Origin of the sequence: Streptomyces sp. NPDC046909, from assembly GCF_040644695.1 — a bacterium.
Lineage (GTDB): Bacteria > Actinomycetota > Actinomycetes > Streptomycetales > Streptomycetaceae > Streptomyces.
The window spans coordinates 120,644-146,904 of record NZ_JBEYXC010000015.1 but is presented as its reverse complement, the minus strand read 5'-3'; the positions used below and the strand labels follow the sequence as shown (position 1 = coordinate 146,904).

Annotated in this window: 19 protein-coding genes; 12 read left to right on the top strand and 7 right to left on the bottom strand. The window is 69.8% G+C overall.

Features of this window, described 5'->3' with window-relative positions; genetic code table 11:
• Positions 1-18 precede the first annotated feature (18 nt).
• Positions 19-1,125 carry a ricin-type beta-trefoil lectin domain protein gene (locus ABZ928_RS38895; RefSeq protein WP_361529525.1) on the top strand — a complete coding sequence of 369 codons (1,107 nt, stop codon included), beginning with the start codon at positions 19-21 and terminating at the stop codon, positions 1,123-1,125.
• Between the two features lie 3 nt (positions 1,126-1,128).
• Here the strand turns inward: ABZ928_RS38895 and ABZ928_RS38890 are convergent, their stop codons facing one another.
• The gene (locus ABZ928_RS38890; RefSeq protein WP_361529522.1) at positions 1,129-1,851 is read right to left on the bottom strand and encodes a FadR/GntR family transcriptional regulator; all 723 of its coding nucleotides are present in this window, start codon (positions 1,849-1,851) and stop codon (positions 1,129-1,131) included.
• A 277-nt stretch (positions 1,852-2,128) separates the two neighbouring features.
• On the opposite strand from ABZ928_RS38890, the gene ABZ928_RS38885 reads away from it, so the two are divergent.
• Both ABZ928_RS38885 and ABZ928_RS38880 read left to right on the top strand, forming a co-directional pair.
• A complete protein-coding gene (locus ABZ928_RS38885; RefSeq protein WP_361529519.1) occupies positions 2,129-4,360 on the top strand; it encodes an alpha-L-fucosidase in 2,232 nt (743 codons plus the stop codon).
• 182 nt (positions 4,361-4,542) lie between these two features.
• Positions 4,543-7,002 (top strand): SpoIIE family protein phosphatase, encoded by a 2,460-nt coding sequence (locus ABZ928_RS38880; RefSeq protein WP_361529516.1) that lies wholly within the window; start codon positions 4,543-4,545, stop codon positions 7,000-7,002.
• Between the two features lie 2 nt (positions 7,003-7,004).
• Here ABZ928_RS38880 and ABZ928_RS38875 read toward each other — a convergent pair whose 3' ends face one another.
• Positions 7,005-7,709 carry an FCD domain-containing protein gene (locus tag ABZ928_RS38875; protein WP_361529513.1) on the bottom strand — a complete coding sequence of 235 codons (705 nt, stop codon included), beginning with the start codon at positions 7,707-7,709 and terminating at the stop codon, positions 7,005-7,007.
• Between the two features lie 304 nt (positions 7,710-8,013).
• Here ABZ928_RS38875 and ABZ928_RS38870 point away from each other — a divergent pair, with 304 nt between their 5' ends.
• From ABZ928_RS38870 to ABZ928_RS38855, 4 genes are all read left to right on the top strand, one after another.
• Positions 8,014-9,321 carry an enolase C-terminal domain-like protein gene (locus tag ABZ928_RS38870; protein ID WP_361529510.1) on the top strand — a complete coding sequence of 436 codons (1,308 nt, stop codon included), beginning with the start codon at positions 8,014-8,016 and terminating at the stop codon, positions 9,319-9,321.
• A gap of 146 nt (positions 9,322-9,467) precedes the next feature.
• The gene (locus ABZ928_RS38865; protein WP_361529507.1) at positions 9,468-10,538 is read left to right on the top strand and encodes a sugar ABC transporter substrate-binding protein; all 1,071 of its coding nucleotides are present in this window, start codon (positions 9,468-9,470) and stop codon (positions 10,536-10,538) included.
• A 20-nt stretch (positions 10,539-10,558) separates the two neighbouring features.
• Positions 10,559-12,067 carry a sugar ABC transporter ATP-binding protein gene (locus tag ABZ928_RS38860; RefSeq protein WP_361529504.1) on the top strand — a complete coding sequence of 503 codons (1,509 nt, stop codon included), beginning with the start codon at positions 10,559-10,561 and terminating at the stop codon, positions 12,065-12,067.
• Entirely contained in the window at positions 12,060-13,121 is a 1,062-nt protein-coding gene (locus ABZ928_RS38855; protein ID WP_361529501.1) for an ABC transporter permease, read from the top strand. The genes ABZ928_RS38860 and ABZ928_RS38855 overlap by 8 nt, the downstream gene beginning before the upstream one ends.
• 134 nt (positions 13,122-13,255) lie before the next feature.
• On the opposite strand, the gene ABZ928_RS38850 is transcribed toward ABZ928_RS38855, so the two are convergent.
• Positions 13,256-14,209, bottom strand: coding sequence for a LysR family transcriptional regulator (locus ABZ928_RS38850; protein WP_361529498.1), 954 nt, complete (start codon positions 14,207-14,209; stop codon positions 13,256-13,258).
• A gap of 172 nt (positions 14,210-14,381) precedes the next feature.
• Between ABZ928_RS38850 and ABZ928_RS38845 the strand changes: the two genes are divergently transcribed.
• Both ABZ928_RS38845 and ABZ928_RS38840 read left to right on the top strand, forming a co-directional pair.
• Positions 14,382-15,503: a PrpF domain-containing protein gene (locus tag ABZ928_RS38845; protein ID WP_361529495.1), complete on the top strand. Its 1,122-nt coding sequence runs from the start codon at positions 14,382-14,384 to the stop codon at positions 15,501-15,503.
• Between the two features lie 97 nt (positions 15,504-15,600).
• A complete protein-coding gene (locus ABZ928_RS38840; protein WP_361529492.1) occupies positions 15,601-16,854 on the top strand; it encodes an SLC13 family permease in 1,254 nt (417 codons plus the stop codon).
• A 65-nt stretch (positions 16,855-16,919) separates the two neighbouring features.
• Here ABZ928_RS38840 and ABZ928_RS38835 read toward each other — a convergent pair whose 3' ends face one another.
• Together ABZ928_RS38835 and ABZ928_RS38830 are read right to left on the bottom strand one after the other, a co-directional pair.
• Complete coding sequence (locus tag ABZ928_RS38835; protein ID WP_361529489.1) at positions 16,920-17,885, bottom strand: glycoside hydrolase family 6 protein; 966 nt, start codon at positions 17,883-17,885, stop codon at positions 16,920-16,922.
• Positions 17,886-18,009: 124 nt separating this feature from the next.
• Positions 18,010-19,632: a glycoside hydrolase 43 family protein gene (locus tag ABZ928_RS38830; protein ID WP_361529486.1), complete on the bottom strand. Its 1,623-nt coding sequence runs from the start codon at positions 19,630-19,632 to the stop codon at positions 18,010-18,012.
• Between the two features lie 386 nt (positions 19,633-20,018).
• Between ABZ928_RS38830 and ABZ928_RS38825 the strand changes: the two genes are divergently transcribed.
• Positions 20,019-21,665: an RICIN domain-containing protein gene (locus ABZ928_RS38825; protein ID WP_361529483.1), complete on the top strand. Its 1,647-nt coding sequence runs from the start codon at positions 20,019-20,021 to the stop codon at positions 21,663-21,665.
• A gap of 43 nt (positions 21,666-21,708) precedes the next feature.
• Positions 21,709-23,013 carry a cellulose binding domain-containing protein gene (locus ABZ928_RS38820; protein WP_361529870.1) on the top strand — a complete coding sequence of 435 codons (1,305 nt, stop codon included), beginning with the start codon at positions 21,709-21,711 and terminating at the stop codon, positions 23,011-23,013.
• A 163-nt stretch (positions 23,014-23,176) separates the two neighbouring features.
• Here ABZ928_RS38820 and ABZ928_RS38815 read toward each other — a convergent pair whose 3' ends face one another.
• Positions 23,177-25,033 carry a hypothetical protein gene (locus ABZ928_RS38815; RefSeq protein WP_361529480.1) on the bottom strand — a complete coding sequence of 619 codons (1,857 nt, stop codon included), beginning with the start codon at positions 25,031-25,033 and terminating at the stop codon, positions 23,177-23,179.
• Positions 25,034-25,103: 70 nt separating this feature from the next.
• Positions 25,104-25,544, bottom strand: coding sequence for a DUF6069 family protein (locus ABZ928_RS38810; protein WP_361529477.1), 441 nt, complete (start codon positions 25,542-25,544; stop codon positions 25,104-25,106).
• A 193-nt stretch (positions 25,545-25,737) separates the two neighbouring features.
• Here ABZ928_RS38810 and ABZ928_RS38805 point away from each other — a divergent pair, with 193 nt between their 5' ends.
• A complete protein-coding gene (locus tag ABZ928_RS38805; RefSeq protein WP_361529474.1) occupies positions 25,738-26,241 on the top strand; it encodes a MarR family transcriptional regulator in 504 nt (167 codons plus the stop codon).
• Positions 26,242-26,261 lie beyond the last annotated feature (20 nt).

Sequence of the window (26,261 nt, the reverse complement as noted above, 5' to 3'; positions counted from 1 at the left end):
GCAGAAGAGGACACCCGCATGAGAAAGCCCTGGATCATGCCCCTGCTCACCCTTGTCGCCGCCACGCTCGGAGTGACGGCGACAGGTGAGACCTCCGCCTCCGCCGCCCCCAACACCCCTTTACGCGTCATGCCGTTGGGCGATTCGATCACCTGGGGGGTGGGGAGCAGCACCGGTAACGGCTACCGAGGTCCGCTGTGGAACCAGCTTGCGGCGGACGGCCACCCGCTGGACTTCGTCGGTACCGTGCGGGGCGGTTCGATGTCCGACCCCGACAACGAGGGCCACTCCGGATACCGCATCGACCAGATCGCCGCCCTTGCCGACGCCTCGCTGACCCGCTACCGGCCCAACGTGGTGACGCTGCACATCGGTACCAACGACCTCCAGGGGGCCTCCGAGGTCGACACCGCCATCACCCGGCTCAGGTCGCTGGTCAGCCAGGTCACCGCCGACGTCCCCGACGCGACCGTCCTCCTTGCCTCCCTGGTCGTGTCCACCAGCAGTTCGGAGGAGCGGTGGCGGGGCACGTACAACCAGGCCGTCCGCCAGATCGCCGGTGACGCACAGGCCACCGGCAGACATGTCGCCTTCGTCGACATGAGCGGCCTGACCACGGCCGACCTGGCCGACCCCCTGCATCCCAACGACGCCGGCTACCAGAAGATGGCCGACGCCTTCCGCCGCGGCGTCCAGGCCGCGGACAGCGCGGGGTGGCTGAGGAACCCCGCTCCCGCCCCCGCGCGCATTCAGTCCGGCATAGTCGGCAAGTGCATGGACGTCAACGGCGCCGGCACCGCCGACGGGACCGCCGTCCAGATGTGGAGCTGCGGCGACGGCGCCAACCAGTACTGGTCCGCCTACACCGACGGCACCCTGCGCTCCATGGGCAAGTGTCTCGACGCCGCCGGCGGGGCCGTCGCCAACGGCACCAAGGTGCAGCTCTGGGCCTGCCACGGCGGCGCCAACCAGGTCTGGCAGCCCTACAACGGCGGCTACCGCAACCCCGCCTCCGGCCGCTGCCTCGACGTTCCGGGCTCGTCCACAGCCGACGGCGCACAGCTCCAGCTGTGGGACTGCCACGGCGGCACCAACCAGAAGTGGACCACTCTCACCGCCGGTTGACCTTCACTCCCCTGCGGTGGTCCCGGAGGCAAGAGGGTCTCCTGCGCGCAGGTGTCCCCTCAGCCACTGCTCGGTGTTGCTCACGTGCAGCAGTGCGGCCGCCTGGCTGAGGGGGGCGTCACGGGTCGACAGTGCGTTGAAGATCGCCTCGTGCTCGGCGAGGGTGCGGCCTCCGGCCTTGTCGTCGACCAGACCGCGCCAGATACGGGCCCGCAGGGTGCGGCCCGAGATCCCTTCCAAGAGGGTCACGAGGCTCTCGTTGCCCGTGGCCAGGACGACGGCGCGGTGGAAGGCGGCGTCGTGGGCGTTGAGCTGTTCGACGTCGTCGCGCGCCTCACGCATGGCGTCCAAATGCCGTTTCACCTCGGCCAGTTGGTCGTCGGAGATCCGGGTGGCGGCAAGGGCCGCGGCCATCGGTTCGAGGAGCCGCCGTACCTCCATGAGGTCTTGCAGGGCGACCGCGTCGCCCTGCAACAACTCGACCGCGCCGCCGAGCCCTTCCAGAAGCACACTCGGCTGGAGGCTGGTGACATAGGTGCCGTCGCCGCGCCTGACCTCCAGCACGCGTGCCACGGCCAGTGCCTTGACCGCTTCGCGGGCGAGGTTGCGGGACAGGCCCAGCTGGGCGGCGAGGTACGGCTCCGGCGGGAGTTTCGACCCCGGCGGCAGTGCTCCGGTCCGGATCAGTTCACGGATCTGCTCGATCGCCTTGTCCGTCAGCGACACCGCGCGTCCCTCCCCTCAGCGTGCCCCGCGAGCACGTCCGACCTGTTCCGGAGCCTCATGCCGAGGGTGACGTTGATGATAGTGGGTGCGGCTAAGCCCCCAGACATGCCATGTCTAGGCGAACCCAATACGCCAAGAATCAGAACAAGTTGGGCAACTCACCTTACGCCACAGCCACATTCATCCCTGCACGCTGGTTGACATGCCCCGGTTACATGGCCGACCTTCATGCGTGACACTGCGCTCCCCCTGCCCCCTCCGCATCAGGGATGTATCCATGTCGAACTCGATCAACAGACGCCACTTCCTCGCCGGCGCAACCTGCGTGGCCGCGGCCGCAGTTGCCGGAGGTGTGTTCAGCGCGGACGTCGCCCTGGCGGCGCCCAGCAGCTACACACCGGACTGGAACTCGGTCGACCAGCACCCGCCGGCCCCGGAGTGGTTCCAGGACGCGAAGTTCGGGATCTACTTCCACTGGGGCGTCTTCAGCGTTCCCGCCTTCGGCAACGAGTGGTACCCGCGCAACATGTACCGGGCCGGAGACAGCGCCAACCAGCACCACATCGCGACCTACGGCCAGCCCGCCGCATGGCCGTACCACAACTTCATCAACGGCGCTCAGGACCTGGCGGGCAACTTCGTGAAGTTCGCGCCGAAGCTGAAGTCGGCCGGCGGGAACTTCGACCCGGACGAGTGGGCACAGCTGTTCGTCGACGCCGGCGCCAGGTTCGCCGGCCCGGTCGCCGAGCACCACGACGGCTTCTCCATGTGGGACAGCCAGGTCAACGAGTGGAACTCGGTGAAGAAGGGCCCAGGCCTCGACCTGCTGAAGCTCTTCTCCACGGCCATCCGCGCCAAGGGCCTGAAACTTCTGGTGGCCATGCACCACGCGTTCAACTTCACCGGCTTCTACGACGCCGCCCCCGCCCAGACGGACCCCAGCCTCAAGAAGCTGTACGGGCAGCTGGGTTCGACCGCGGAAAACCAGCTCTGGTTCGACAAGCTGAAGGAGGTCATCGACCGCGCCCAGCCCGACATCCTGTGGCAGGACTTCAATCTGAGCGTCGTCGACGAGACGCAGCGCCTCAACTTCCTGGCGTACTACTACAACCAGGCCATCGGCTGGGGCCGCGAGGTCGTCGCCACGTACAAGGACGGGCTGAACGGCAAGGGCGAGGTCTTCGACTACGAGCGCGGCGGCCCGGCCGACCTCACCACGCCGTACTGGCTGACCGACGACAGCATCTCCAGCAGCAGTTGGTGCTACACCCAGGGCATCGGCTACTACACCATCCCGCAGATGCTGCACTCGTTCATCGACCGGGTCAGCAAGAACGGCAACATGCTGCTGAACATCGCGCCGATGGCCGACGGCACCATTCCGCAGGCGCAGAAGGACATCCTGCTGGGCATCGGTGACCACCTGAAGCGCTTCGGCGAGTCGCTCTACGCGACCCGCGCCTGGACCGCGTACGGCGAGGGCCCGACGAAGATGGGCGGCGGCTCCTTCACCAATCCGACGGCCGGTACGGCACAGGACATCCGCTTCACCCGCAACAAGGCCGACAACGTCCTGTACGCCACCGTCCTGGGCTGGCCCGGCAGCTCGCTGACGATCAAGACGCTCCGCTCGGACCGGATCAGCCTCTCGTCGCTGTCGTCGGTGAAGCTGCTCGGCACCACCGCCGGCACCTCCATCGACCTGCCCACACCGGCTCAGAGCTCCTCCGGCCTCACGGTCACTCTGCCGTCGTCGGCGCCGTACAACGCCTACGCCTACGTCCTGAAGCTCACCTTCTCCGGCACGATCCCCAGCCTGCGGCCGCTCGCCGCCGCCGTCGCTTTCGCGGACGTCAACTACACCGGCAAGGCCGCCGTGTTGGCCGTAGGCGACTACAAGGACGCCGACCTGACCGCGGCCGGACTGACCACGCGCACCATCTCCTCCCTCCGACTGGCCCCCGGCTACCAGGTGACCGGCTACTCGGGAGACAACTTCACCGGCACCTCCTGGACGTTCACCGCCGAGAACCCCGACCTCAGGGTCACCGGCAACAACGACCAGATCACCTCGCTGAAGGTCCAGTTCAACCCGGCGGCGTACTTCCGGATCACCAACGTCACCGACGGACTCGTCCTGGACAGCGGCGGCAACGTCGCGTCGGGGTCCAATCTGAAGCAGTGGACCTGGGACGGCAGTACCAACCTCCAGTGGCAGGTGGAGGCGGTCGCGGACGGCTACCACAGGCTGGTCAACCGTACGAACGGCATGGTCGCCGACGGCTGGGGCGCCACCGCCGACGGCTCGCCGGCCCGGCAGGCCGCCTGGAACGGCGGCACGAACCAGCAGTGGAAGATCACCCACCGGGGCGACGGCCGCTACTCGATCGCCAACCGCACCACCGGCCTGGTCCTCGACGGCGGCGGCAACGTCGCCTCGGGCTCCGTCACCAAGCAGTGGACGTACAACGGCAGCACCAACCTGCTGTGGACCTTCACCGCGCAGTGACCGGCCGGGCGCCCTGCCCTGCGTCTGTCGCAGGGCAGGGCGCCCGCAGGCCTCTCCGCTCCCGCCTCGATGATCAGGAACGGACCGGCCGGGGCGCCGCGCGGCCTCAGTGGATCTAGCCTGGAAGCAGCCGCTGGAAGTGTGCCTCGGCAGGCACAGCCATCCGGACGGAGGTGTCGCTCGTGGACAGGGCCGGCGAGCACGATGGCCCCACTGCCGCTGTCGTGGTCGACCCGGACGGCACAGTGAGCGGCTGGAGCGACGGGGGACGGCTCCTGCTGGGCTGGACGGCGGAGGACATCGTCGGGCGCCCCGTGACCGAGCTGCTGGCCGGTCCCGCACCCTCCGGGTTCCCCGAGAGCGATGAGGGCGCCCGAGGCCACATGGGGCCCATCCCCCTGCGCCATCGGAACGGTTCCACGGTGAAGGCCGTGGTGACGGCTCAGCCACTGTCCGGAACCGGCAGGCGGGAGCTGGGGCACGTGGTGACCGTCCAGCGCTGGGAAAGTCGCCCGGTGATCGCCGACCGAGCCTTCGAGCAGTGTCCCTTCGCTCTGGGTGTCTACGACCCTGAACTGCGGTTTCTCTGGATCAACGCCTCCTCGGGCCGGGTGATCGCGCACTCCGAGGAGCAAGTGCTCGGCAAGAAGTACCGCGAATTGTTCCCCGAGTTCGACCGCACGCTGTTTCCCGAAAGGGACGACAAGCCCTACACCGACGCGCTCGCCCAAGTGGCGAGGACGGGCGAGCCCACGCGTCTCATCACTGTCTTCCAGCCTCGCGGCAGCGACTACGCCAATGCCTGGGCCACGAGCATCTGGCCCGTCCGAGACGCCGAGGGCACGGTCCGCGCGATCGCCAACTGGGGATTCGACATGAGCGCCGAGTACTGGGCTCGGCAACGCCTGCTCATCCTCAACAGCGCCAGCGGCGGCATCGGCCGGACACTCGACGTGATCGGCACCGCCCAGGAACTGGCCATGACGCCGGTGCCGCGATTCGTCGACCAGGTCAGCGTGGATCTGTTCGACGAGGTGCTGCGCGGAGAGGAACCGCCTTCCGAGTCCGCGGGCCACCCGGACGAGGCGGTCGGACTCATCCGTGCCGCCCAGCACAGCGCGCAGGACGGCGCCGACCGGGCTGCCGGGCCCACGAGCCCGGTCACGCACGGCCCCGGTTCTGTCGCCGCCCGCTGCATGGCGACCGGCAGGTCCACGGTCGAGCTCGCCGCCGACCCCGGCCAGGGCGGCGAGTGGGCCTTCGGGCCCGGGCTCGCCGCCGACCCCGCCCACTGGCCACCGGGCAACCCGGTGATCGACGAGTCCCTCGCCGCGGACGGGCTGACGGGCCGGATCACCGTGCCGCTCCGGGCGCGCGGCGCGCTGCTCGGCGTCGTCGCCTTCTCCCGCCTGGACCGCCCCGAGGCCTTCACCGCCGACGACCTGATCCTCGCCGAAGAGCTCACCGCCAAGGCGGCCGTCGCCATCGACAACGCCCGCCGGTACTCGCGCGAGCGCACCACCGCGCTGACCCTGCAACGCAGCCTGCTGCCGCAGGGACTCCCGAACCAGGAGGCGGTCGAGGTGGCATCCCGCTACCTGCCCGGGGGCACCGGCACGGAGGTGGGCGGTGACTGGTTCGACGTCATCCCGCTGTCCGGCGCCCGGGTCGCCCTGGTCGTCGGCGACGTGGTCGGACACGGCCTGCACGCCGCGGCCGGCATGGGCCGGCTGCGCACGGCCGTACGCACCCTCGCCGACGTCGACCTGCCACCGGACGAGCTGCTGACCCACCTGGACGACCTGGTCCTCCACCTCGCCAGCGACCTCCGGCCCGACAACCACTTCCAGCCGACCGGCGAGTCCGGGGCCACGTGCCTGTACACCGTCTACGACCCTGTCTCCCGGCACTTCACCCTGGCGAGTGCCGGCCATCCCCTGCCGCTGGTCATCTCCCCGGACGGCACCAGGACCCCGCTACCCGCGCACCCGGGACCGCCGCTCGGCATCGGTGGTCTGCCGTTCGAGGCCACCGAGCTCGAACTGCCCGAGGGCAGCCTGCTCGCTCTCTTCACCGACGGACTGGTGGAGAGCCGCGAGCACGACGTCGACCAGCGGATCACGGACCTCCAGCACGCCCTCGACCACGCGACCACCTCACTGGAGCCGCTGTGCGACTCGGTGATGGACGCCATGCTCCCCGATCGCCGCACCGACGACGCCGCCCTGCTGCTCGTCCGCACCCGCGCGCTGGCCCGTCACCACGTCGCCGACTGGGAGGTCGAGCCCGACACCGCGCAGGTGCCGCGGGTCAGGAAGCTGGCTGTCGACCAGGTGGACGCGTGGGGCCTGGAGGAAGCGGCGTTCGTCACCGAACTGGTCGTCAGCGAGCTGGTCACCAATGCCATCCGGTACGGCGAACCGCCGATCAGGCTGCGGCTGATCCGCGACACCTCCCTGATCTGCGAGGTCTCCGATGCCAGCAGCACCGCTCCGCACCTGCGCCGGGCCCGCGCCTTCGACGAGGGCGGCCGGGGCCTGCTGCTCGTCGCCCAGCTCACCCAGGGGTGGGGCACGCGGCACACCACCGAAGGCAAGACCATCTGGTGCGCCCAGACCCTCACCCCACCCACGCCGCCGTGACGTCAGGGCTCGGTGTTGACGGTGCCGTTGGGCTCCAGGTGTTCGCGCAGCCACTGTTCGGTGGTGCTGACGTGCAGGAGCGCGGCCGCCTGCGCGAGGTCGGCGTCGCCGGCGGCCAGTGCCTGGAAGATCGTCTCGTGTTCGGCGACGGTGCGGGCGGCGGCGTTGTCGTCGACCAGACCGCGCCAGACGCGTGCGCGCACCGTGCGGCTGGAGATCCCCTCCAGCAGCGCGGCGAGGGTGGCGTTGCCGGTGGCTACGACCACCGCCCGGTGGAACGCCGCGTCGTGCTCGTTGAGCCGCTCGACGTCCTCCCGGGCCGCCCGCATCGCGTCCAGGTGCCGTTCCACCTCAGCCAGTTCACCGGCCGAGATGCGGGTGGCGGCCAGTGCGGTGGCGACCGGTTCGAACAGCCGGCGCACCTCGGTCAGCTCCAGCAGGGTGTCGCCGCGCAGCAGTTCCACCGCCGATCCGATGCTGCTCAGCAGCAGCTCCGGTTCGAGGCTGGTCACGTAGGTGCCGTCGCCCCGGCGGATCTCCAGCACCCGTGCGACCACCAGTGCCTTGACCGCCTCCCGCATCAGGTTGCGGGACAGCCCCAGCTCCGCGGCCAGCTGCTGCTCGGGCGGCAGTTTGGCGCCCGGCGGCAGCTCGCCGGACTGGATGAGGTCCCTGATGCGGCCGATGGCTTTGTCGGTGAGTGACATGCGGCTGCTCCCTGCTCGTTGCCCGGGCGGCCGCAGCGTAGCAATACATCCCATCACTCAGGAAGAGATGGGATGACCCGAAGGCGCCGACGGACACTTCTGCTCCGCAAACAAGCAGATGAAAGACTTCCATTCACATATTTCTCTCCCGAGGTATGGACACCCGGGCGAGGCGACTCTATAAATCCATCCCATGTCCAGCGTCTGCCGTGGCAGAGCGGACATCTCGTTGACACACGACGATGGGTGGTGGCCATGGAGCCGACACGACACCGGACCCTGCGAACCGAAGGTGCCGGGGCCGATGAGTGAGCTCATCAGCGCGGTCGAGGCCGTCGACGTGCGGTTCCCGACCTCGCGGGACCTCGACGGCTCCGATGCCATGAACCCCGAACCCGACTACTCGGCCGCGTACGTGACGATCCGCACGAGCGCCGGGGACCGGGGCCACGGGCTCGCCTTCACCGTGGGACGCGGCAACGACGTCGAGGTCGCCGCCGTACGCGCCCTGGCCCCGCTGGTCACAGGGCTCCCGGTGGAAGAGGTGCTGGCCGATCTCGGCGCCTTCTCCCGGCGGTTGACCGGCGACAGCCAACTGCGTTGGCTGGGCCCGGAGAAGGGGGCCATCCACATGGCCGCCGCGGCGATCGTCAACGCCGTCTGGGACCTGTACGGACGCCGCACGGGAAAGCCGGTCTGGCGGCTGCTGGCCGAACTCTCCCCCGAACAGCTGGTCGACCTGGTCGACTTCCGCTACCTCCAGGACGCCCTCACCCGCGACGAGGCCCTGGACCTCCTGCGCCGCGCCGAACCCGGCCGCGCCGAACGCACCGCACACCTGCTCCACCACGGCTACCCCGCCTACACCACCACCCCCGGCTGGCTCGGCTACGACGACGAGAAGCTGGTACGGCTGTCCAAGGAGGCGGTCGCCGACGGGTTCGGCCAGATCAAGCTGAAGGTCGGCGCCGACCGCGAGGCCGACCGGCGCCGACTGCGGCTGGCCCGCGCGGCGGTCGGCCCGGACATCAGGATCGCCGTCGACGCCAACCAGGCCTGGGGAGTCCAGCAGGCCATCGACTGGACGGCATCGCTCGCGCCCTACGACCCGTACTGGATCGAGGAGCCCACCTCACCAGACGACATCCTCGGCCACGCCGCCATCCGCCGGGCCGTGGCACCGATCAAGGTGGCCACCGGCGAACACACCCACAACCAGGTCATGTTCAAACAGCTCCTCCAAGCAGGAGCCCTCGACATCCTCCAGCTCGACGCCAGCCGCACCGCCGGCGTCACCGAGAACGTCGCCATCCTGCTGCTCGCCGCCAAGTTCGGCGTCCCGGTGTGCCCGCACGCCGGCGGGGTCGGACTGTGCGAGATGGTGCAGCACCTGGCGATGTTCGACTACGTGGCCGTCAGCGGCACCACCGAGAACCGCGTCATCGAGTACGTCGACCATCTGCACGAGCACTTCACCGACCCGGTCCGCATCCGCGACGGCCGCTATCTCGCCCCGTCCGCCCCCGGCATCGGCGCCGAACTCCATCCGCGGTCCCTGGCGGACCACCGTTACCCCGACGGCCCGGTCTGGAGCGCGACGGCCGGGGGATGACCGCCCCCGCCGACCCCGGCTCCCCCACCTTCCTCGCCCCGATCCCTCTTCCGCCTCTCTCGTCCTGTTTCGCCTCCCCCACGCGACACGCACCTGCACCACCGCACGCCCGGTCCCGCACGCAGCCCGTCAGCAAGGAGAGCGAGATGCAGCTCAGGTTCACCCGGTACGCCTGTCTCGGCGCCCTCGCCGCCCTGTCCGTCCCCGCACTCACCGCCTGCGGTGGTTCGGGATCCGCGTCGGCCTCGGGCGGCGGTTCCACCGTGGTCGGCGTCGACTACCCGCGCTCCGACACCGACTTCTGGAACTCGTACATCAAGTACACGCCGCAGTTCGCCAAGGAACTCAAACTCGACCTGAAGACCACCAACTCGCAGAACGACGTCGCCAAACTCACCGCTGACGTCCAGACGTTCATCAGCCAGGGCGTCAAGGGCGTCGCGATGGCGCCGCAGGACACCGCCGCCATCGCGCCCACCCTGGCGCAGCTGGAGGCGAAGAAGATCCCGGTCGTCTCCGTGGACACCCGCCCCGACACCGGCAACGTGTACATGGTCGTCCGCGCGGACAACCGCGCCTACGGCGAGAAGGCCTGCCAGTTCCTGGGGACGAAGCTGGGCGGCAAGGGCAAGGTCGTCATGCTCCAGGGCGATCTCGCCTCCGTCAACGGACGTGACCGCACGGAGGCGTTCAACGACTGCATGAAGAAGAACTACCCGGACATCAAGGTCTTCGGCGAGGCCACCAACTGGGACGGCGCCGTCGCCGCGCAGAAACTCCAGACCGACCTGACCGCCCACCCGGACATCAAGGGCGTCTACATGCAGTCCAGTTTCGCGCTCTCCGGCACCTTGCAGGTGCTCAAGCAGAAGGGCCTGCTGGTCGACCCCAAGGACGACAAGCACGTGTTCGTCGTCTCCAACGACGGCATCCCCGAGGAACTCAAGGACATCGCCGCGGGCAAGATCGACGCCACTGTCTCCCAGCCGGCCGACCTGTACGCCAAGTACGCCCTCTCCTACCTGAAGGCGGCGATCGACGGCAAGACGTTCAAGCCCGGCAGGACCGACCACGACAGCACGATCATCCAGGTCCGCGAGGGCCTTCTGGAGGACCAGCTGTCCGCTCCCCTGGTGACGGCCGACGGCGGCACCTACGGCGGGGTCCCCAGCCTCAAGAGCGAGGACAAATCCCTGTGGGGCAACAACCTCAGCTGACCGGAAGGCGATCGGCAGACATGTCTACGGCTGCGCCCGTCGCCCAGGCGGCGGGGATAACGAAGCGGTTCGGATCCACGGTGGCGCTGCGCGACGCCCGGATCACCATCAGCCCCGGGCAGACCCACGCACTCGTCGGGCGCAACGGCGCGGGCAAGTCCACGCTGGTGTCCATCCTCACCGGTCTGCACGCCCCGGACGAGGGCACGGTCACCTTCAACGGCGAGCCGGCGCCCCGGCTCGCGGACCGGGACGGCTGGCGGCAGCGGGTGGCCTGCGTGTACCAGAAGTCCACCGTCATCCCCGAATTGACGGTCGCCGAGAACCTCTTCCTCAACCGGCACGACCGCGGCCGCGGCGGCCTGATCAGCTGGCGGACCGTGCGCCACCGGGCACGCGAGCTGCTGCACACCTGGTCGGTCGACGTGGACGTGCGCACCCCGGCGGGCGAACTCGACGTCGAACAGCGGCAGTTCCTGGAGATCGCCCGCGCCCTGTCCTTCGGGGCCCGGTTCATCATCCTCGACGAACCCACCGCACAGCTGGACGGGGCCGCGATCAACCGGCTGTTCGCCCGCATCCGGGACCTGCAACGGCAGGGCGTGACCTTCCTGTTCATCAGCCACCACCTCCAGGAGATCTACGAGATCTGCGACACGGTCACGGTGTTCCGCGACGCCCGCCACATCCTGACCGCCCCGGTCGCCGAACTGCCCCGCGCCGAACTGGTCGCCGCCATGACCGGCGAGGGCGCCACCGAAACCGCCCGGGCCCGCCGCCGCGCCACGGACACCCCGTCCCCCGAGGTGCTCGTCGTGGAGGACGCGACGCTCACCGGGACCTACGAGGACGTGTCCGTGCGCATCGGCGGCGGGGAGATCGTCGGTCTCGCCGGTGCGGCGAGCAGCGGCCGCATCGAAGTGGCCGAGACGGTCGTCGGGTTGCGCGCCGCCGACGCCGGCACGGTGCGGATCGCCGGGGAGCGGCCACGGCCCGGCAGCGTGCCCGCGGCGCTGAAGGCCGGCGCCGGCTTCGTCCCGCAGGACCGCCACCACCAGGGCTACGTACCGGAGATGTCCATCGCGGACAACGGCACGCTCACCATCCCCGAACGGCTCGGGCCACCGGGCTTCATCGACGGACGCCGCCGGGACACCTACGCCCGCTCCATGATCGAGAACCTGGCGATCAAGACACCGGGGCCCGAGCTGCCCGTCTCCGGGCTCTCCGGCGGCAACCAACAGAAGGTCGTCATGGCCCGCGCCCTGGCCAGCGACCCGAAGGTGCTGGTCCTGATCAGTCCGACCGCCGGCGTCGACGTGCGGTCCAAGGAGTTCCTCCTCGACAAGGTCGAGGAGATCGCCGAGTCGGGCACTGGGGTGCTCATCGCCTCCGACGAACTCGACGACCTGCGCATGTGCGACCGGGTCCTGGTGATGTTCCAGGGCCGAGTAGTGGCCGAGAAGGCCCGCGGCTGGCACGACCACGAGCTCGTGGCCGCCATGGAAGGAGTGGACCTCGATGTCTGAGAGCGCGACCGCGGCCGCCGCGAGGAGTCCCCACGACGGCCCGCCGGACCCCGCGAGCGAGCAGCCGGCCACCACCGGCTCGGCCGGGCGGAGGCTGGCCTTCGCCCGGCTGCGGGACCTGGCGCTCATCCCCGCGATCATCGTCATGGGGATTGTCGGCCAGCTCGTCAATCCGGTGTTCCTGCAGCCCGACAACCTCATCAACGTGCTGCAGACCATGTCCGAGATCGCCCTGCTGGTGCTCGCCCAGACGCTGGTGCTCATCGTCAGGAAGATGGACCTCTCCCTGGAGTCCACCGTCGGGCTCGCCCCCGGCGTCGCGGCCTGGCTCACCGTCCCGGCGGGCGCGGCACACGGCGTCGGACTGCTGCCCGGCGGCTGGTCAATCCCCGTCACCCTGGCGGTCGGCCTCCTCATCGGCGTGGTGAACGCGCTGTTCATCATCCGGTTCGGGCTCAACGGCTTCATCGTGACGCTCGGCATGCTGATCGTGCTGCGCGGCATCCTGACCGGCATCTCCGGCGGCCAGACCTTCTTCCAGCTGCCCGAGTCGATGCTCTACCTCGGCACCACCCAGTGGCTCGGCATGCCCGCCTCGGTGTGGATCTGCCTGATCCTCTTCGCCATCGGCATCGTCGTGCTCGGCTTCACCAGCTTCGGCCGCTCCCTCTACGCGATCGGCGGCAACGTCGACGCGGCGAAGGCCGCCGGTATCCGCACCGACCGCGTGCTGTGGATCGTCATCGTCACCGCGAGTGTCCTCGCCGCGCTGAGCGGCCTGCTGCTCTCGGGCCGCCTGGCCTCGGTGGCCTCAGCCCAGGGCAACGGCTACATCTTCACCGTGTTCGCCGCCGCCGTCATCGGCGGCATCAGCCTCAACGGCGGCAAGGGCACGGTCTTCGGCGCGTTCACCGGCATCCTGCTGCTGTTCCTGATCCAGAACGTCCTCACCCTCGGCGGTGTCCCCGCCCAGTGGATCGGCGCCCTCAACGGCGGAATCATCCTCGTCGCCCTGGCCCTGTCCCGCATCACCGGAGGCAAGGCGCAGGACTAGACGGTCACGCCGTGCACTCCCGGATCGCTGCGAAGGCAGGGGGAACATTGCCGGGGACGGGCAGCCGCCACCGCCCCGGAAGCCGGTGAGTGCGGGCGTTGATCTTCCCGGAGGCGCGGGGCGTCGTCGCTCCGTCAGCCCCGCCGGACCGCCCCCAGTTGGGCCCGGTGCAGGTCCGGGGCGGCGAATTTCTGTGCCACCGTGCGCAGGACGCGGGCCATCGCCTGGGCGGGCGGGGTGGCGGGGCGGGCGGCGGCGCGGGCGAGGAGGATGCGGCGGGTGGGGGCCGGGACGTCGGAGGCGAACGGCAGGAGGCGTACGTCGCTGCGGCGGCTGGTGAGCGCCAGGCGGGGGGCGAGCGCGATGCCGAGGCCGGCCGCGACCATGGCCTGCGCCTCCTGGTAGTCGTGCGAGGAGTAGGCGATACGCGGCTCGAACCCCGCCTGGCGGCAGCTGCGGCGCAGGACGTCGGCCACGGGATGGTTGTCGGCGCGGATGATCCACTCCTGGTCGGCGAGGTCGCCGAGGCGTACGGAGGGATGGGTGCGCAGGGGCGAGTCGGCGGGGACGACCAGCACCGTGGGGTCGTCCAGCAGGTGGGTGAGGGCGAGCGCCGGATCGTCGAGGCGGTTCCACTCGTAGTCCCAGAGCAGCCCTTGGTCCACCTCACCGGTGTGCAGCATCTCCCTGAGCTCCGCGAGGACTCCGGCGCGCACCTCGATGCGGATGCCGGCGTGGCGCCGTCGGAAACGGGTGAGCGCGAGCGGCAGCAGCGACGCGCTCGCCGTGGGGAAGGAACCGAGGCGCAAGGTGCCCTGGTCGAGGGCGGTGAAGGAGTCCAGGTCGGCCTGGGCGGCACGCAGCTCCCGGCGGATGGCCTGACCGCGTTCGGCCAGCGCGGCGCCCGCCGGGGTGGGGCGGATACCGCGGGGCAGCCGCTCGATCAGGGGCTGGCCCGCCTCCTGCTCCAGCAGGGACATCTGCTGGGAGGCGGCGGAGGTCGTCATGCCGAGGGCCTCCGCCGCGGCCGTGAGCGAACCGCGTTCCGTGGCCTCGGTGAGCAGCAGCAGACGGCGCACATTGAGCATGCCAGTGACTTTAGCTGAGCTAAACCCAGGTGAAGCGAACTGCGATTGTTCCCAAGTCACACCTCTGCGAAGGTCTGCGCAGTCGCCGAGCGGTTCACCGGCCCGACATGCGCCTGTAACCACCGCCTCGGCCCCTTCCCCTACCTCCGTTGATCCAGGAAGAGCCTCAGACGTGCACATTCCCGCGACCCTGGTACGTGGCGGCACAAGCAAGTGCTGGCTGTTCAACCAGGTCGATGTCCCCGCCGACCGCGGAGACCTCGAAAGGCTTCTGGTCGCCGCGTACGGCGCCACCGATCCCGTGGAACTGGACGGGGTGGGCGGGGCGACCCCGACCACCTCCAAGGCGGCCGTGGTCAGTGCCTCACCGCAGCCCGGCATCGACGTCGACTACCTCTTCGCCCAAGTCGGCATCGGCACAGGCTCAGTGGAGTGGACGAGCAACTGCGGCAACTGCGCCACCGGCGTCGCCCTGTACGCAGTGACCAAGGGACTGGTTCCGGTCACCGGCGACCAGACCCGCGTGGTGATGCGCAACACCAATACCGGCGCGGTCCTCGAAGGGATCGTCGACACCCGGGGAGGCATGGTGCGCCACTTCGGCAGCCAGACCGTACCCGGCACCCGGGCCGGCGGAGTCGCGGTCGGCCTCACCTTCCGCGACCCCGCCAATGACACCGACCGCTTGCTCCTCCCCACCGGCCGGGCCGCGCAGGATCTGCGGGTCGGCGCCGCCGAGCCGCTCCGCGTGAGCATGGTGGCCGCGGGCGCTCCGGTCGTCCTCGTCGACGCCGCCGGTGCCGGGCGTACCGGTGCCGAATCACTGGAGCAGATCAGCGCGGACGTCCCCTGGCTGCGCACCGTCCGTCATGCCGCCGCACCCCTGATGGGGCTGCTCCGGCCGGGCGAGGAACCGGGCGACGCGGTGCCCAAGGTGGGCCTGGTCGGCCCGCCGGTGCCGTACACCACCACGCTCGGTGAACCGGTCGGTGCCGAGGATTACGACGTGTCGGTGCGCATGCTCAGCATGAACGCCCCGCACCCCGCCATCGGCCTGACCTCGGCCGTCGCCGTCGCGGCAGCCGGGCTCCGGGAGGGGTCCGTGGTCTCCCGGATCACGGGCGGCCCGAAGGACGAGTGGCTGCGCCTCGGCACGCCCGCCGGTGTCGTCGCGGTCCGCTGCACCGACGTACGGGACGGTCTGCCGCACCGGGTCACCGTGCAGCGCGCGGCCCGTCTGCTCGCCGATGCCCGGATCTACGTACCACAGGGAGGCCACCCGCAGGCCGCCTGAACCGCGCCGGAGCTTCCCCTGTCACGCCGGCTCCCCGCCGCGCTACCCTCGCGCCCTCGGGGCGCGCCATCCCGTCCCCACCGCACCAAGGACAAAGATGTCTGTTGAAGTGATCTCCATAGGCGCCCTGTTGGTGATGTTCGTGGTCGGCACCGTGCTGCCGATCAACCTGGGCATCCTCGCGTTCGTCGCCACTTTCGCGGTCGGGACCGCCTCGCTCGGCCTCACCGAGGACGAGATCTTCGAGGGGTTCCCGGCGAAGCTCTTCGTCACCATCGTCGGAGTCACCTACCTGTTCTCCGTCGCCCGTCGCAACGGCACCATCGACTGGCTGGTCGCGGCCGGGGTCAGGCTGGTGCGCGGCAAGGTCGAGTTCATCCCCTGGGTGCTGTTCCTGGTGGCCGCCCTGCTGACGGCGTTCGGTACGTTCACGCCGGCCGCGGTGGCGATCCTCGCGCCGATCGGTATGAACTTCGCCTACCGCTACAAGCTCAACCCGCTGGTCGTCGGCATGATAGTGATCAGCGGCGGGCACGCGGGCGCGTTCTCCCCACTGGCCGTCTCCGGTGCGCTGGTGCTGGGCCTCGTCGACAAGACCGACGTGCATGTCTCGGCCGTGGCGCTGTTCAGCGCCAGCTTCGTGATCAACCTCGTGCTCGCGGTCCTCACCTACGTCCTGCTCGCCAAGCGTCCCGCCCCGCTGGCCGAGGACGCCGTACAGGCCGCCGACGACGAGGATCTCGCCGTCGGCGGCAGGCCGGACTGGCGGCAGTGGCTCACCCTCGGCTCCCTGGTGGCCCTCGTCGTCGGTGCGCTCGGCTTCCACCTGGAGATCGGTTTCCTCGCGCTGGCCGCAGGCGCTCTGCTGGCCCTGGTGGACATGAAGCGGCAGGAGAAGGCCGTGGACGGCGTCAGCTGGTCCACCCTGCTGCTGGTCGCGGGCATGATGACGTACATCGCGATGCTGGAGAAGGCCGGCATCATCGAGGAGATCTCCGAGCACGCCGCCGACCTGGGCGCCCCGCTCGTCGTCGCCCTGCTGCTGTGCTTCACCGTGGCCGTCACCTCCGCCTTCGCCTCCTCCACGGCGATCCTCACCGCGATCATCCCGCTCGCCGTACCGCTGCTGCTGTCCAGCCATCTCAGCGCCGCGGGCCTGATCGCCGCGCTCGCCGTCTCCACGACGATCGTCGACACCTCTCCCTTCTCGACCAACGGAGCGCTGGTCCTCAGCAACGCCCGCGGCGTGGACACCCGCCGCTTCTACCGCCAGGTCATCGGCTACACGAGCGGCATCGTCGCGTTCGGCCCCGTCCTCGCCTGGGGCGCGCTGGTCCTGCCCTGGTCGTAGCTGACGTGCCGACGGGGGAAAGCGGAGGGCGCCGAGCCACGTTCGGCGCCCTCCGTCCGTCGGGATCAGTAACCGTAGATCATCTTGTAGGCCGCCTCGGGGAGGAAGTCCCCGGCCCTGGAACCGGCGCCGATGCCGCAGTTCCCGTCCGACTCCCCCGGCGTCTTGATCCACAGGAGCATCTCGGCGCCTCCGCCCAACCGGGTGGGGGTGCCGATGCGGCGGCCGGAGGGGTTGCACCACTGGCCGTTGGAGCCGTTGCCGTTGCGGCTGGTGTCCACGACGAAGGGCTTGGTGTAGCCGTAACGGGCGCTCAGCTCACGGTTGACGGCGTCGCCGTAGGCGGTGTTCTCGCCGGTCGTGAGGTAGTTGGAGACGTTGAGCGAGAAGCCGTGGGCCTGGCGGAGGCCGGCTTCGTGGAGGCGCCGGGCCATGGTCGCCGCGTTCGTCCAGGCGGGGTTGCCGGCGTCCATGTAGACCCAGGTGTTGGGGGCCTGGCGGCTGAACTCGCCGAGGGCGCCGGTGAGCATGGCCTCGCGTTCGTCGATCTGGGCCTGGTTCATGCAGCCGTAGTCGCCGAGGGAGTCCGGTTCCAGGATGACGACGGCCGGGCGGTTCGCGATCCCGCCGGCGAACTGGGCGATCCAGCTCGCGTAGGCGGACGGTGAGGTGGCTCCGCCGGCGGAGTGGCCGCCGCAGTAGTCGCGGTTGTAGACGTTGTAGGCGACGAGGATAGGCAGCTTGTCGGCCTGGTCCGCCGCTCCGGCGTAGGCCCCGGTGGCGGTTCCGATGGTGCCGCTCCAGGAGCCGAACCAGCGGGCCATCGGGGTGTTGGCGATGGCGGAGTTGATCGCGGGGGCGCGGCCGTCGCCGGGGTTGGCGGCCACCCATCGCTTCGCCGTGGAGTTGGGGTCGACGTAGAACCCGCTCGTCATGGTGGTGGGGTCGGCCGCCTGTGCGGACGGTGCGGCGGCGAGCGCCAGCGGCAGGGCGCAGAGCGCTGCCGCCAGGGTGCGGAGTCTGCGGCTCATCACAGGACCTCGGTTTCCTGGTAGGGGGGTTTCGGGGTGTGGGAGCGCTCCCACAGGAAGCGCTCGTTCGCCCTTCTCCTCGTACGGAGGAGTGGGGGGGTGGGGTGTGCGATCTTCCGGCCGGTCAGGGCGTGGACAGGTCGAACCGTGTGACGCGGACGGCGCCGCCGAGTGCCTGTGTGGCGTGGTTGAAGAGGGCGAACCGGTAGCCCATGAAGAACCGCCAGTCGTTGCCCATCGAGAAGGCGGGTCCGAGGCGGGTGAAGGTGGTGCCGTCGGTGCTGTAGGAGAAGGTGCCGGGGCGTGCCGAGCCGGGGCGGATGTCCGCGCTCGCGCGCAGCCAGACGCGGGGGCCCTGGACGGGCGCGCTCGCGGCCTCGGTTCCGGTGCCGGTGGTGTTCCAGTTGCCGTCCATGGTCAGCCCGTTGACCATCACCAGGCGTGTGGTGCCGCCGTCGCGCTTGAGGCCGATCCAGGCGGAGGAGTCACGCAGCAACGCGAGTCCGGTCCGGTCGCCGTCGCGCATCGCGGAGTGGTCGAGGAGGACCGTGGCGGTGGAGGTGGGGCCCTGGATGCGGTGGGTGAGGGTGTTGCGGGCCCAGTAGAGGTCGTTGGTGACGGTCGCGGTGCGCAGCGTCAGGCCGTTGTTCACCGACCACTTGGTGTTGTCCGGGTTGTGGTTCCACTCCCATCGCGGTTTGAGGGTCGTGCCGTCGAAGGTGTCGACGCCGGTCATGGGGGTGACCTGGCGGGGAGGCGGCGGCACGACGGGGCTGGGATACGTCGATCCCCACGCACCGTCGACGAGTTGGACGACGGGCCAGCCGTCCGACGTCCAGGTGATCGGTGCCAGGGCGGGCATCCGGCCGCCGGGGTAGGCGTCGACGAAGGCCAGGTAGTACCAGGCGCCGTTCTGCGTCTGCACGAGTCCGCCCTGGTGGGGAACCCCGCCGCCGGGTATCGGTCCGCGCAGGTCGAGCAGGACCTGACGCATCGTGTACGGACCGAAGGGGCCGCTCGACGACTTGAGGATGTACTGGCCGTTGGCCGGGCGGGTCAGGAAGATGTAGTACTGCCCGTTGATCTTGTAGAAGCGGGAGCCCTCCAGTGTGCCGACGCTCGACGGTGTGGTGAACACCTGTTGGGTGCGGACCTGGTTGCGGCCGTCGGGCGAGAGCTGGGCCACGCTGATGGTGGTGTTCCCGTACGCCACGTAGAGGGTGTCGTCGGTGTCGACGAGCAACCCCGCGTCGTAGTAAGGGGTGTTGATCGTGGTGTGCCTGGCCCACGGCCCCTCGGCGGCGGTGGCGGTGTAGACGTACGTCCTGGCGAAGTCGATCTGACCGAGCCAGTAGAAGGTCCGATTGCTCGGCCGGTAGGCCAGTGACGATGCCCAGATGCCCCGGACATAGCCACGGGCGCCGTTCAGGTCGTACTTGGCGCCGAAGTCGAGCGCGGGCACCGAGTGGCCGGCGATCTCCCAGTTGACGAGGTCGTACGAGCGCAGGACGGGTGCGCCCGGCGAGTAGTGCATCGTCGAGGCCGAGGCGTAGTAGGTGTCGCCGACGCGGATGACGTCGACGTCCGCGAAGTCCTGCCAGATCACCGGGTTCGTGAAGGTCGCCGCGGCCGCGGAGGCGGAGCCGGGGGACGCCGTCGGTGGGATCAGGGCACCGGCGGCCAGACCGGCGGCGGCCGTCAGCGCGCGTCGACGAGGCCAAGCTTGGTGTGCCCATGACATATCCATGGATGAGGTTCTCCTTCTGCAGCCCACGGCTGTATGCGATATGTCGAACATGGATCGGCTTGTCGAGCATTCAGGATGATAGGAGGCCGGTGAACCCCGTCAATACCTCTCGCATGAATCGCCGTTCACTTCGAAACATTCGGAGACTTTTGATCCCATGTCACCGCGGGCTATTTGCGCAGATGGTGCGGATATGCCGCCATGAGCGGCTGGAACGAAGAAGCAATACGGTGACGGGTGTTGACATGCTCGACGGCCTCCCTAGTATCCGTGAGGCCCTGCTTTCCGAATGGTTCTCGAAATTTCGAACCACAATCTCTCGCTTCCGTCTCATGTCATGGACGTGACATCGAACGTGACATCGAACCCCTGTGAAGGAGCCCTTCGTGCCCAGACGGTCAGGCGGACGACTGCTCCGCCTCCTCGCGACCCTCGCGCTGACCCTCACCGCGGCCGCGACGAATGCCGCTCACTCCACGGCTTCGGCCGCGCCCGGCAGCCCGGCGCTCACCCCGCCGTTGGGCTGGAACAGCTGGAACAGCTTCGGCTGCGGGATCACCGAGACCCAGGTCCGCCAGGCCGCCGACGCGATGGTGTCCTCGGGCATGCGGGACGCCGGCTACCGCTACGTGGTGGTCGACGACTGCTGGTTCGACCCGCAGCGCGACGCGGCGGGCAACCTGCGCGGCAACCCGACCAAGTTCCCCAGCGGGATGAAGGCCCTCGGGGACTACATCCACGGCAAGGGCCTGAAGTTCGGCATCTACCAGGTGCCCGGCGAGCGCACCTGCGCGCAGGGCACCGGCGCCTATCCCGGGTCGACGGGCAGCCAGGGCCACGAGGCCCAGGACGCCGCCACGTTCGCCTCGTGGGGCGTCGACTACCTCAAGTACGACTGGTGTTCCTCCAGCGGCACCCGTGACGAGCAGGTCGCGCGGTTCACGCTCATGCGCGACGCCCTGCGTGCCACCGGGCGGCCGATCGTCTACAGCATCAACCCCAACAGCTTCCACGCCATCACCGGCGCCACGTACAACTGGGGCGAGGTCGCCGACCTGTGGCGGACCACCGAGGACCTGCTCGACATCTGGCAGAACGGCAACACCAACAGCTACCCGATGGGCGTCGGCAACGTCCTGGACGTCACCGCACCCCTGGCCGCGCAGTCGGGCCCGGGCCACTGGAACGACCCCGACATGCTCGTCGTCGGCCGACCCGGTCTGTCGCTGACCGAGTCCCGCTCCCACTTCGCACTGTGGGCACTCATGAGCGCGCCGCTCATGGCGGGTAACGACATCCGCAGCATGTCCGCCGACGTCAGCGCCATCCTGCGCAACCCGCGCCTGCTGGCGGTGAACCAGGACACGCTGGGCGCGGGCGGACGCCGGGTGCGCGACGACGGCGCCACCGAGGTCTTCGCCAAGCCCCTGGCCGACGGCTCGGTCGCCGTGGGCCTGTTCAACCGCGGCGACAGCACCGCGACGGTGACTGCGACGCCCGCCCAAGTCGGCCTGTCCGGCGAGCCATTCACCCTCACCGACCTGTGGACCGGCGGCACGTCCAGCACCTCCGGCCAGATCTCGGCGAGCGTCCCCGCGCACGGTGTCGCCGTGTACCGGGTGACCGGCGGCAGCCAGCTGACCGCCACCACCTCACGCCTGCGCGGCACCGCCTCCGGTCGCTGCGTGGACGTCGACAACGCCTCCACCGCCGCCGGGGCCACGGCGCTGCTGTGGGACTGCCACACCGCCGCCAACCAGCTGTGGACCACCTGGACGGGCGGCGAGATCCGCGTCTACGGCGACAAGTGCCTCGACGCCTACAACCAGGGCACCACCAACGGCACCCGCGTCATCACCTGGCCCTGCAACGGCCAGAACAACCAGAAGTGGACCGTCGGCTCCGACGGAACGATCCGCAACGCCCTCTCCGGACTGTGCCTCGACGCCAACGGAGCCGCCACCGCCAACGGGACCCCGCTGGTCCTGTGGACGTGCAACGGCCAGGCCAACCAGAAGTGGTCCCGCGCATGAGCAACGACGCTTCATGAGGAGGAGTTTCATGACGAGGACAGGAATGACGAGGACGGGAACGACGAGGACGGGAACCCTCTTACGGTCCGCCGTGGTCGCGGTCCTGGTCGTCCTGAGCCTGGGCGGCACCGCACTGGGCCGCGGCCAGACCGAGAGCACCCGGCCCACCGCCGCCGCCACGGACACCGCACCCCAGCGCACCGTGGCCGCGGCCACGAGCCCCGGCTGCGGCAAGACCCCCACCCTGACCAGCGGCACCTACACGATCCAGAGCGGCGGCAAGAACCGTACCTTCATCCTGCGCGTCCCGGACGGTTACGACCGCAACCACGCCCACCGACTGATCTTCGGGTTCCACTGGCTGGGCGGCACCTCCACGGACGTGTCCACCGGACGCACCGTGGAGACGGGCACCTGGGCCTACTACGGACTCCAGCGGCTGGCGAACAACAGCGCCGTCTTCGTCGCCCCGCAAGGCCTCAACAACGGCTGGGCCAACTCCGGCGGCGAGGACATCACCTTCGTCGACGACATGATCCGCCGGATCGAGGCGGACCTCTGCGTCGACACCACGCAACGCTTCGCCCTCGGCTTCAGCTACGGCGCCGCCATGTCGTACTCCCTGGCCTGCTCCCGCGCCACCGTCTTCCGCGCCGTCGCGGTCCAGAGCGGCGGACAGCTCAGCGGTTGCAGCGGCGGCACCCAGCCCATCGCCTACCTCGGAGTGCACGGACTCAGGGACAACGTCCTGAGCATCTCCGGCGGACGGGCCATGCGGGACAAGTTCGTCCAGAACAACGGCTGCACTCCCCAGAACCCGCCCGAACCCGCGCAGGGCAGCCTGACCCACCGGGTCACCACCTACACGGGATGCTCAGCCGGACACCCCGTCGCCTGGGCCGCGTTCGACGAAGGACACATCGCCGCCCCGCAGGACGGAGCCCCCGGGGACAGCGGCAGGAGCTGGGTGCCGGGCGAGGTATGGAAGTTCTTCTCACAGTTCCAGACCACCGACCCGTCACCGGGAACCGCCTCCTGCCGCGTCACCGACACCATCAGCGCCTGGAACAGCGGCCTGACCTCGAACCTCACCATCACCAACACCGGCACCACCACGATCGACGGCTGGTCACTGGCCTTCACCCTGCCCGCCGGCCAGACCATCACCTCCGGCTGGAACGCCGACTACTCCCCGACCTCCGGCCAGGTGACCGCCAAGAACGTCTCCCACAACGCGACCATCGCACCGGGCGCCTCCGTGACCATCGGCTTCCAGGCCACCCACACCGGCAACACGGCCGCGCCGACCGCCTACACCCTCAACAGCGCAGCCTGCACGACTCTCTGACTCCATCGCGGGCAGCCTGACCTCACGTCCACACCCGCTCAGACTGGGACAAGGCCATCGCGCGCTCCTCCGGTTGAACTGGCCGTTCACCAGGGAGACTTGCGCGGTGGCCTGCCCTTGTTCAGGGAGCACACACGGTCCGCTGATGCACGCCGCGGTTCACTCACCCGATGAGGGTGTAGGAGATTGCGGCAGCGAGGCCGACGAGTACAAGTAGCGCGGGACCGAGGGGCAATCCGTGCTCGCGTGGCGGGCTGGATTCGACGGGGCGCAGTTGCGGGTGGAGGTGCAGAGCGGTGACCTCTTCCACCATGCGCACGTACGGCGGGTGCCGTCGCAGGAGTCGTTCGGCCCTTGGTATGCCCAGGCCGGGCAGCTGCCACGTGCTACCGCCCATGTGGCTGAACTCGATGCTGCCCTCCCGGGTGTATCGAGCGCCCTTCACCTGTTCCCAGGGAAAGTGCCGCACAGTCCACGCTCCGGTCAGCCACAGGCCCGTGCGATCCGCGGTGACACGCCAGTTGAGCTGGACGGCGGCCGGACCGATCCACCACAACATCCCCAGGAGAAGGACGCTGTGCCAGCCGATTCCGTTGGCCGCCGTGTCATGGGCGAAGAACCCTGCGCCGGTCACTGCCACCGCGAGGAGAGCGAGCCCGCCCGCGCGGGCCACGGCTCCCGGTCCCCAGCGCAGGGAACGACCCGCCGGTGTCATGACTGCGGCGACTTCGTCCACTCGCTCCTGGGACAGTGCCCACGTACTGCCGACCGCGCGCACCTTCGAGGCGGGCCCCTTGCGCGGCTTGGGCGGCCGGACGGGGCCGACGGTGCGTATCAGGACCGGATCTCCGTCATCGCGGGTCGTGACGAAGACCAGTTCGCCGCCGTCATGCGGTGCGCCGAACATGACGGCCTCGCGCAACCGCACGTCGAGGACGGGGATGTGCTCGTCGTCCCACTCGACAACCGCCGCGCCCTCGGAGTCCCCCGATCTGTTCTCGTCCACCGTCATGGCCACACAGAGGCAACCGAACAGGGGGACGCGGCCCGCAGCGTCGTCGGCCGCGTAGACCCAGGTCCGGCCGTCCTGGTCGAGGCGCTCCAGCACTTGCAGGGCGGGCACTGGTCCACGCCGCAGCGCCGCGGCACGTCGACGGGCGAAGACGCCCGCGGTGAGCAGGGAGAGGCCGGGCAGCGCGGCGGCCGCGGCCAGCAGTTGCCAGCCGACGGCATCGTACGGTTCGGCCACGAGGCGGCGCCATGAGCCGTCCTCCAGCACGGCCACAGTGCTGCCGATGCGGTAGTCCTCGGGGTACGCCGCGTCGACGGTGAGCCGCCGTGCGTCATCAGTACGGACACGCACCCAGTCCTCACCACGGCTGACCACCGTCCCCGTGATACGCACAGCCCGGACGGCATGGTGGTCGTCCGCGCGGATGCCGCGCAGCCCCAGAACGACGGAGCCGACGGCCATCGCGCACAGCACCAGCGCGGCGGCTGTCGGGATCACCCCCCGTCCGAGCGGGCCCGCGGGCCCGGGCAGTCGATGCCGTGTTCCGGAGGCCTGCTCGGCGAGCCGCCGCTGTCGGGACCGGGCGGCCAGCCGCTCGCACGCCCCGGCCCAGCCGAAGACAAGCGCGACGATCACGGTGATGTTCGCGGCCTGAGACGCTCCGCCGGCGCCGGGCAACTCTCCCATTGGCACAATGACTGCCAGCGCGGGCGCGCAGATCAGCGCGAGTTCCGGCACGCGGGCGAGCCAGTACAGAAGACCGACCGCCAGGCCCATCTGCACCGCGCCACCCCAGTCGGGACCGCACGGCGCCGCCTCGCTGCACACAGGTTCCGGCTCCACCGCGATCGCCCAGGCCACACTCAGCAACAACGCCGACACGGACCACAAAGGCCGAGCCCAGGAGGCGGGACGGGCTCGAACCCAGCGGGCGGCATCGGCGGAGAGCCAGGCGGGGGCGCCGGCGGGAACGGAACCCGAAGGTATCGGGACGGGTGTGTCGGGCACGCGAGGATTATGCAGGATGCCCCCAACTCGGCTGCGGCAGGCGGCATGGGGCACGCTGCGGCGGGCAAGGTCAGTCCTGGTCGGCGGGGAGCGGAAGAAATCGGCGGTAGGCGGGGACGGCGACGGCGGCAACCACGACGTGCATGACCATCAGGGCGACCACGGCCCCCCAACTGGTGCCGGCCCGGCTGTCGGAGACGCCGACCATGACGTCCGGGATCAGGCTGACAACGACGACGACGGGCACGAGAACGCGCAGCAACCGGGAAGGGCTCGCCGAGCGGGCGCGGACGATCGCCCAGGCGGCAGCACCGACCAGCACGCCGAACACGGTGAGGGGTGCGTAGGCGGACAGTTGGAGCGGCTGGAAATCGTCCGAGGCGCCTGCGGCGTGGGCCGCCCATGCGACGACGGCGTTGAGGGCGACGGCGACGGCCGCGGTGCCGATCAGACCGCCGGCGACGACAAGGCCGCCGCGGCGGGCCGGACGGGTGGCGAGCTGGTGGCTCATGGGGATTCTCCGGATCGGGTGTCTGGCATCGGGTGGGGACGGGCAGCCGGCCGGGGCAGCCGGCAGCGAGGCTGCTCACAGCACCGGGCAGTCAGTTAAAGCGTTAAGTTGAAAGTAGCGACAATGACTTAACGATGCAAGTAAAGGCGACATGGATTCACTTCAAGACTTAAGTGTCGGTACAGTGGAGGGCATGACGAACGCACCGGTCGACGAGACGCCGCGCTGGCTCGACGAGGAGGAACGTCGTGCCTGGCTCGGCCTGGTCGGCCTCATGCGGCGCCTTGAACACGCGCTCGACTCACAACTACGCGAAGAGGGGCTGACGCACTTCGAGTACGGGGTGATGGCCGCACTGTCGGAGTCACCGCAGCGGGAACTGCGCATGAGCGCCCTCGCCGCGTTCGCCGAGGGCTCGCTCCCCCGGCTCTCCCAGGTCGTGGCCCGCCTCGAACGCAAGGGCTACGCCCGGCGCCGCCCCGACCCGGCCGACGGCCGCTACACCCTCGCCGCCCTCACCGACGACGGGTACGAGAAGATCGTCAGCGCCGCACCCGGCCATGTCGCGGAAGTCCGCCGACTGGTGTTCGACCCGTTGACCAGGGCACAGGTCAGACAACTCGGCCACATCGGCCAACGCGTCCTGCACGCCATCGACGAGCGCGACGACGACCATCGCCGAAGCCCCTCACCGTGACCTGCTAGGACGGGTTGCCT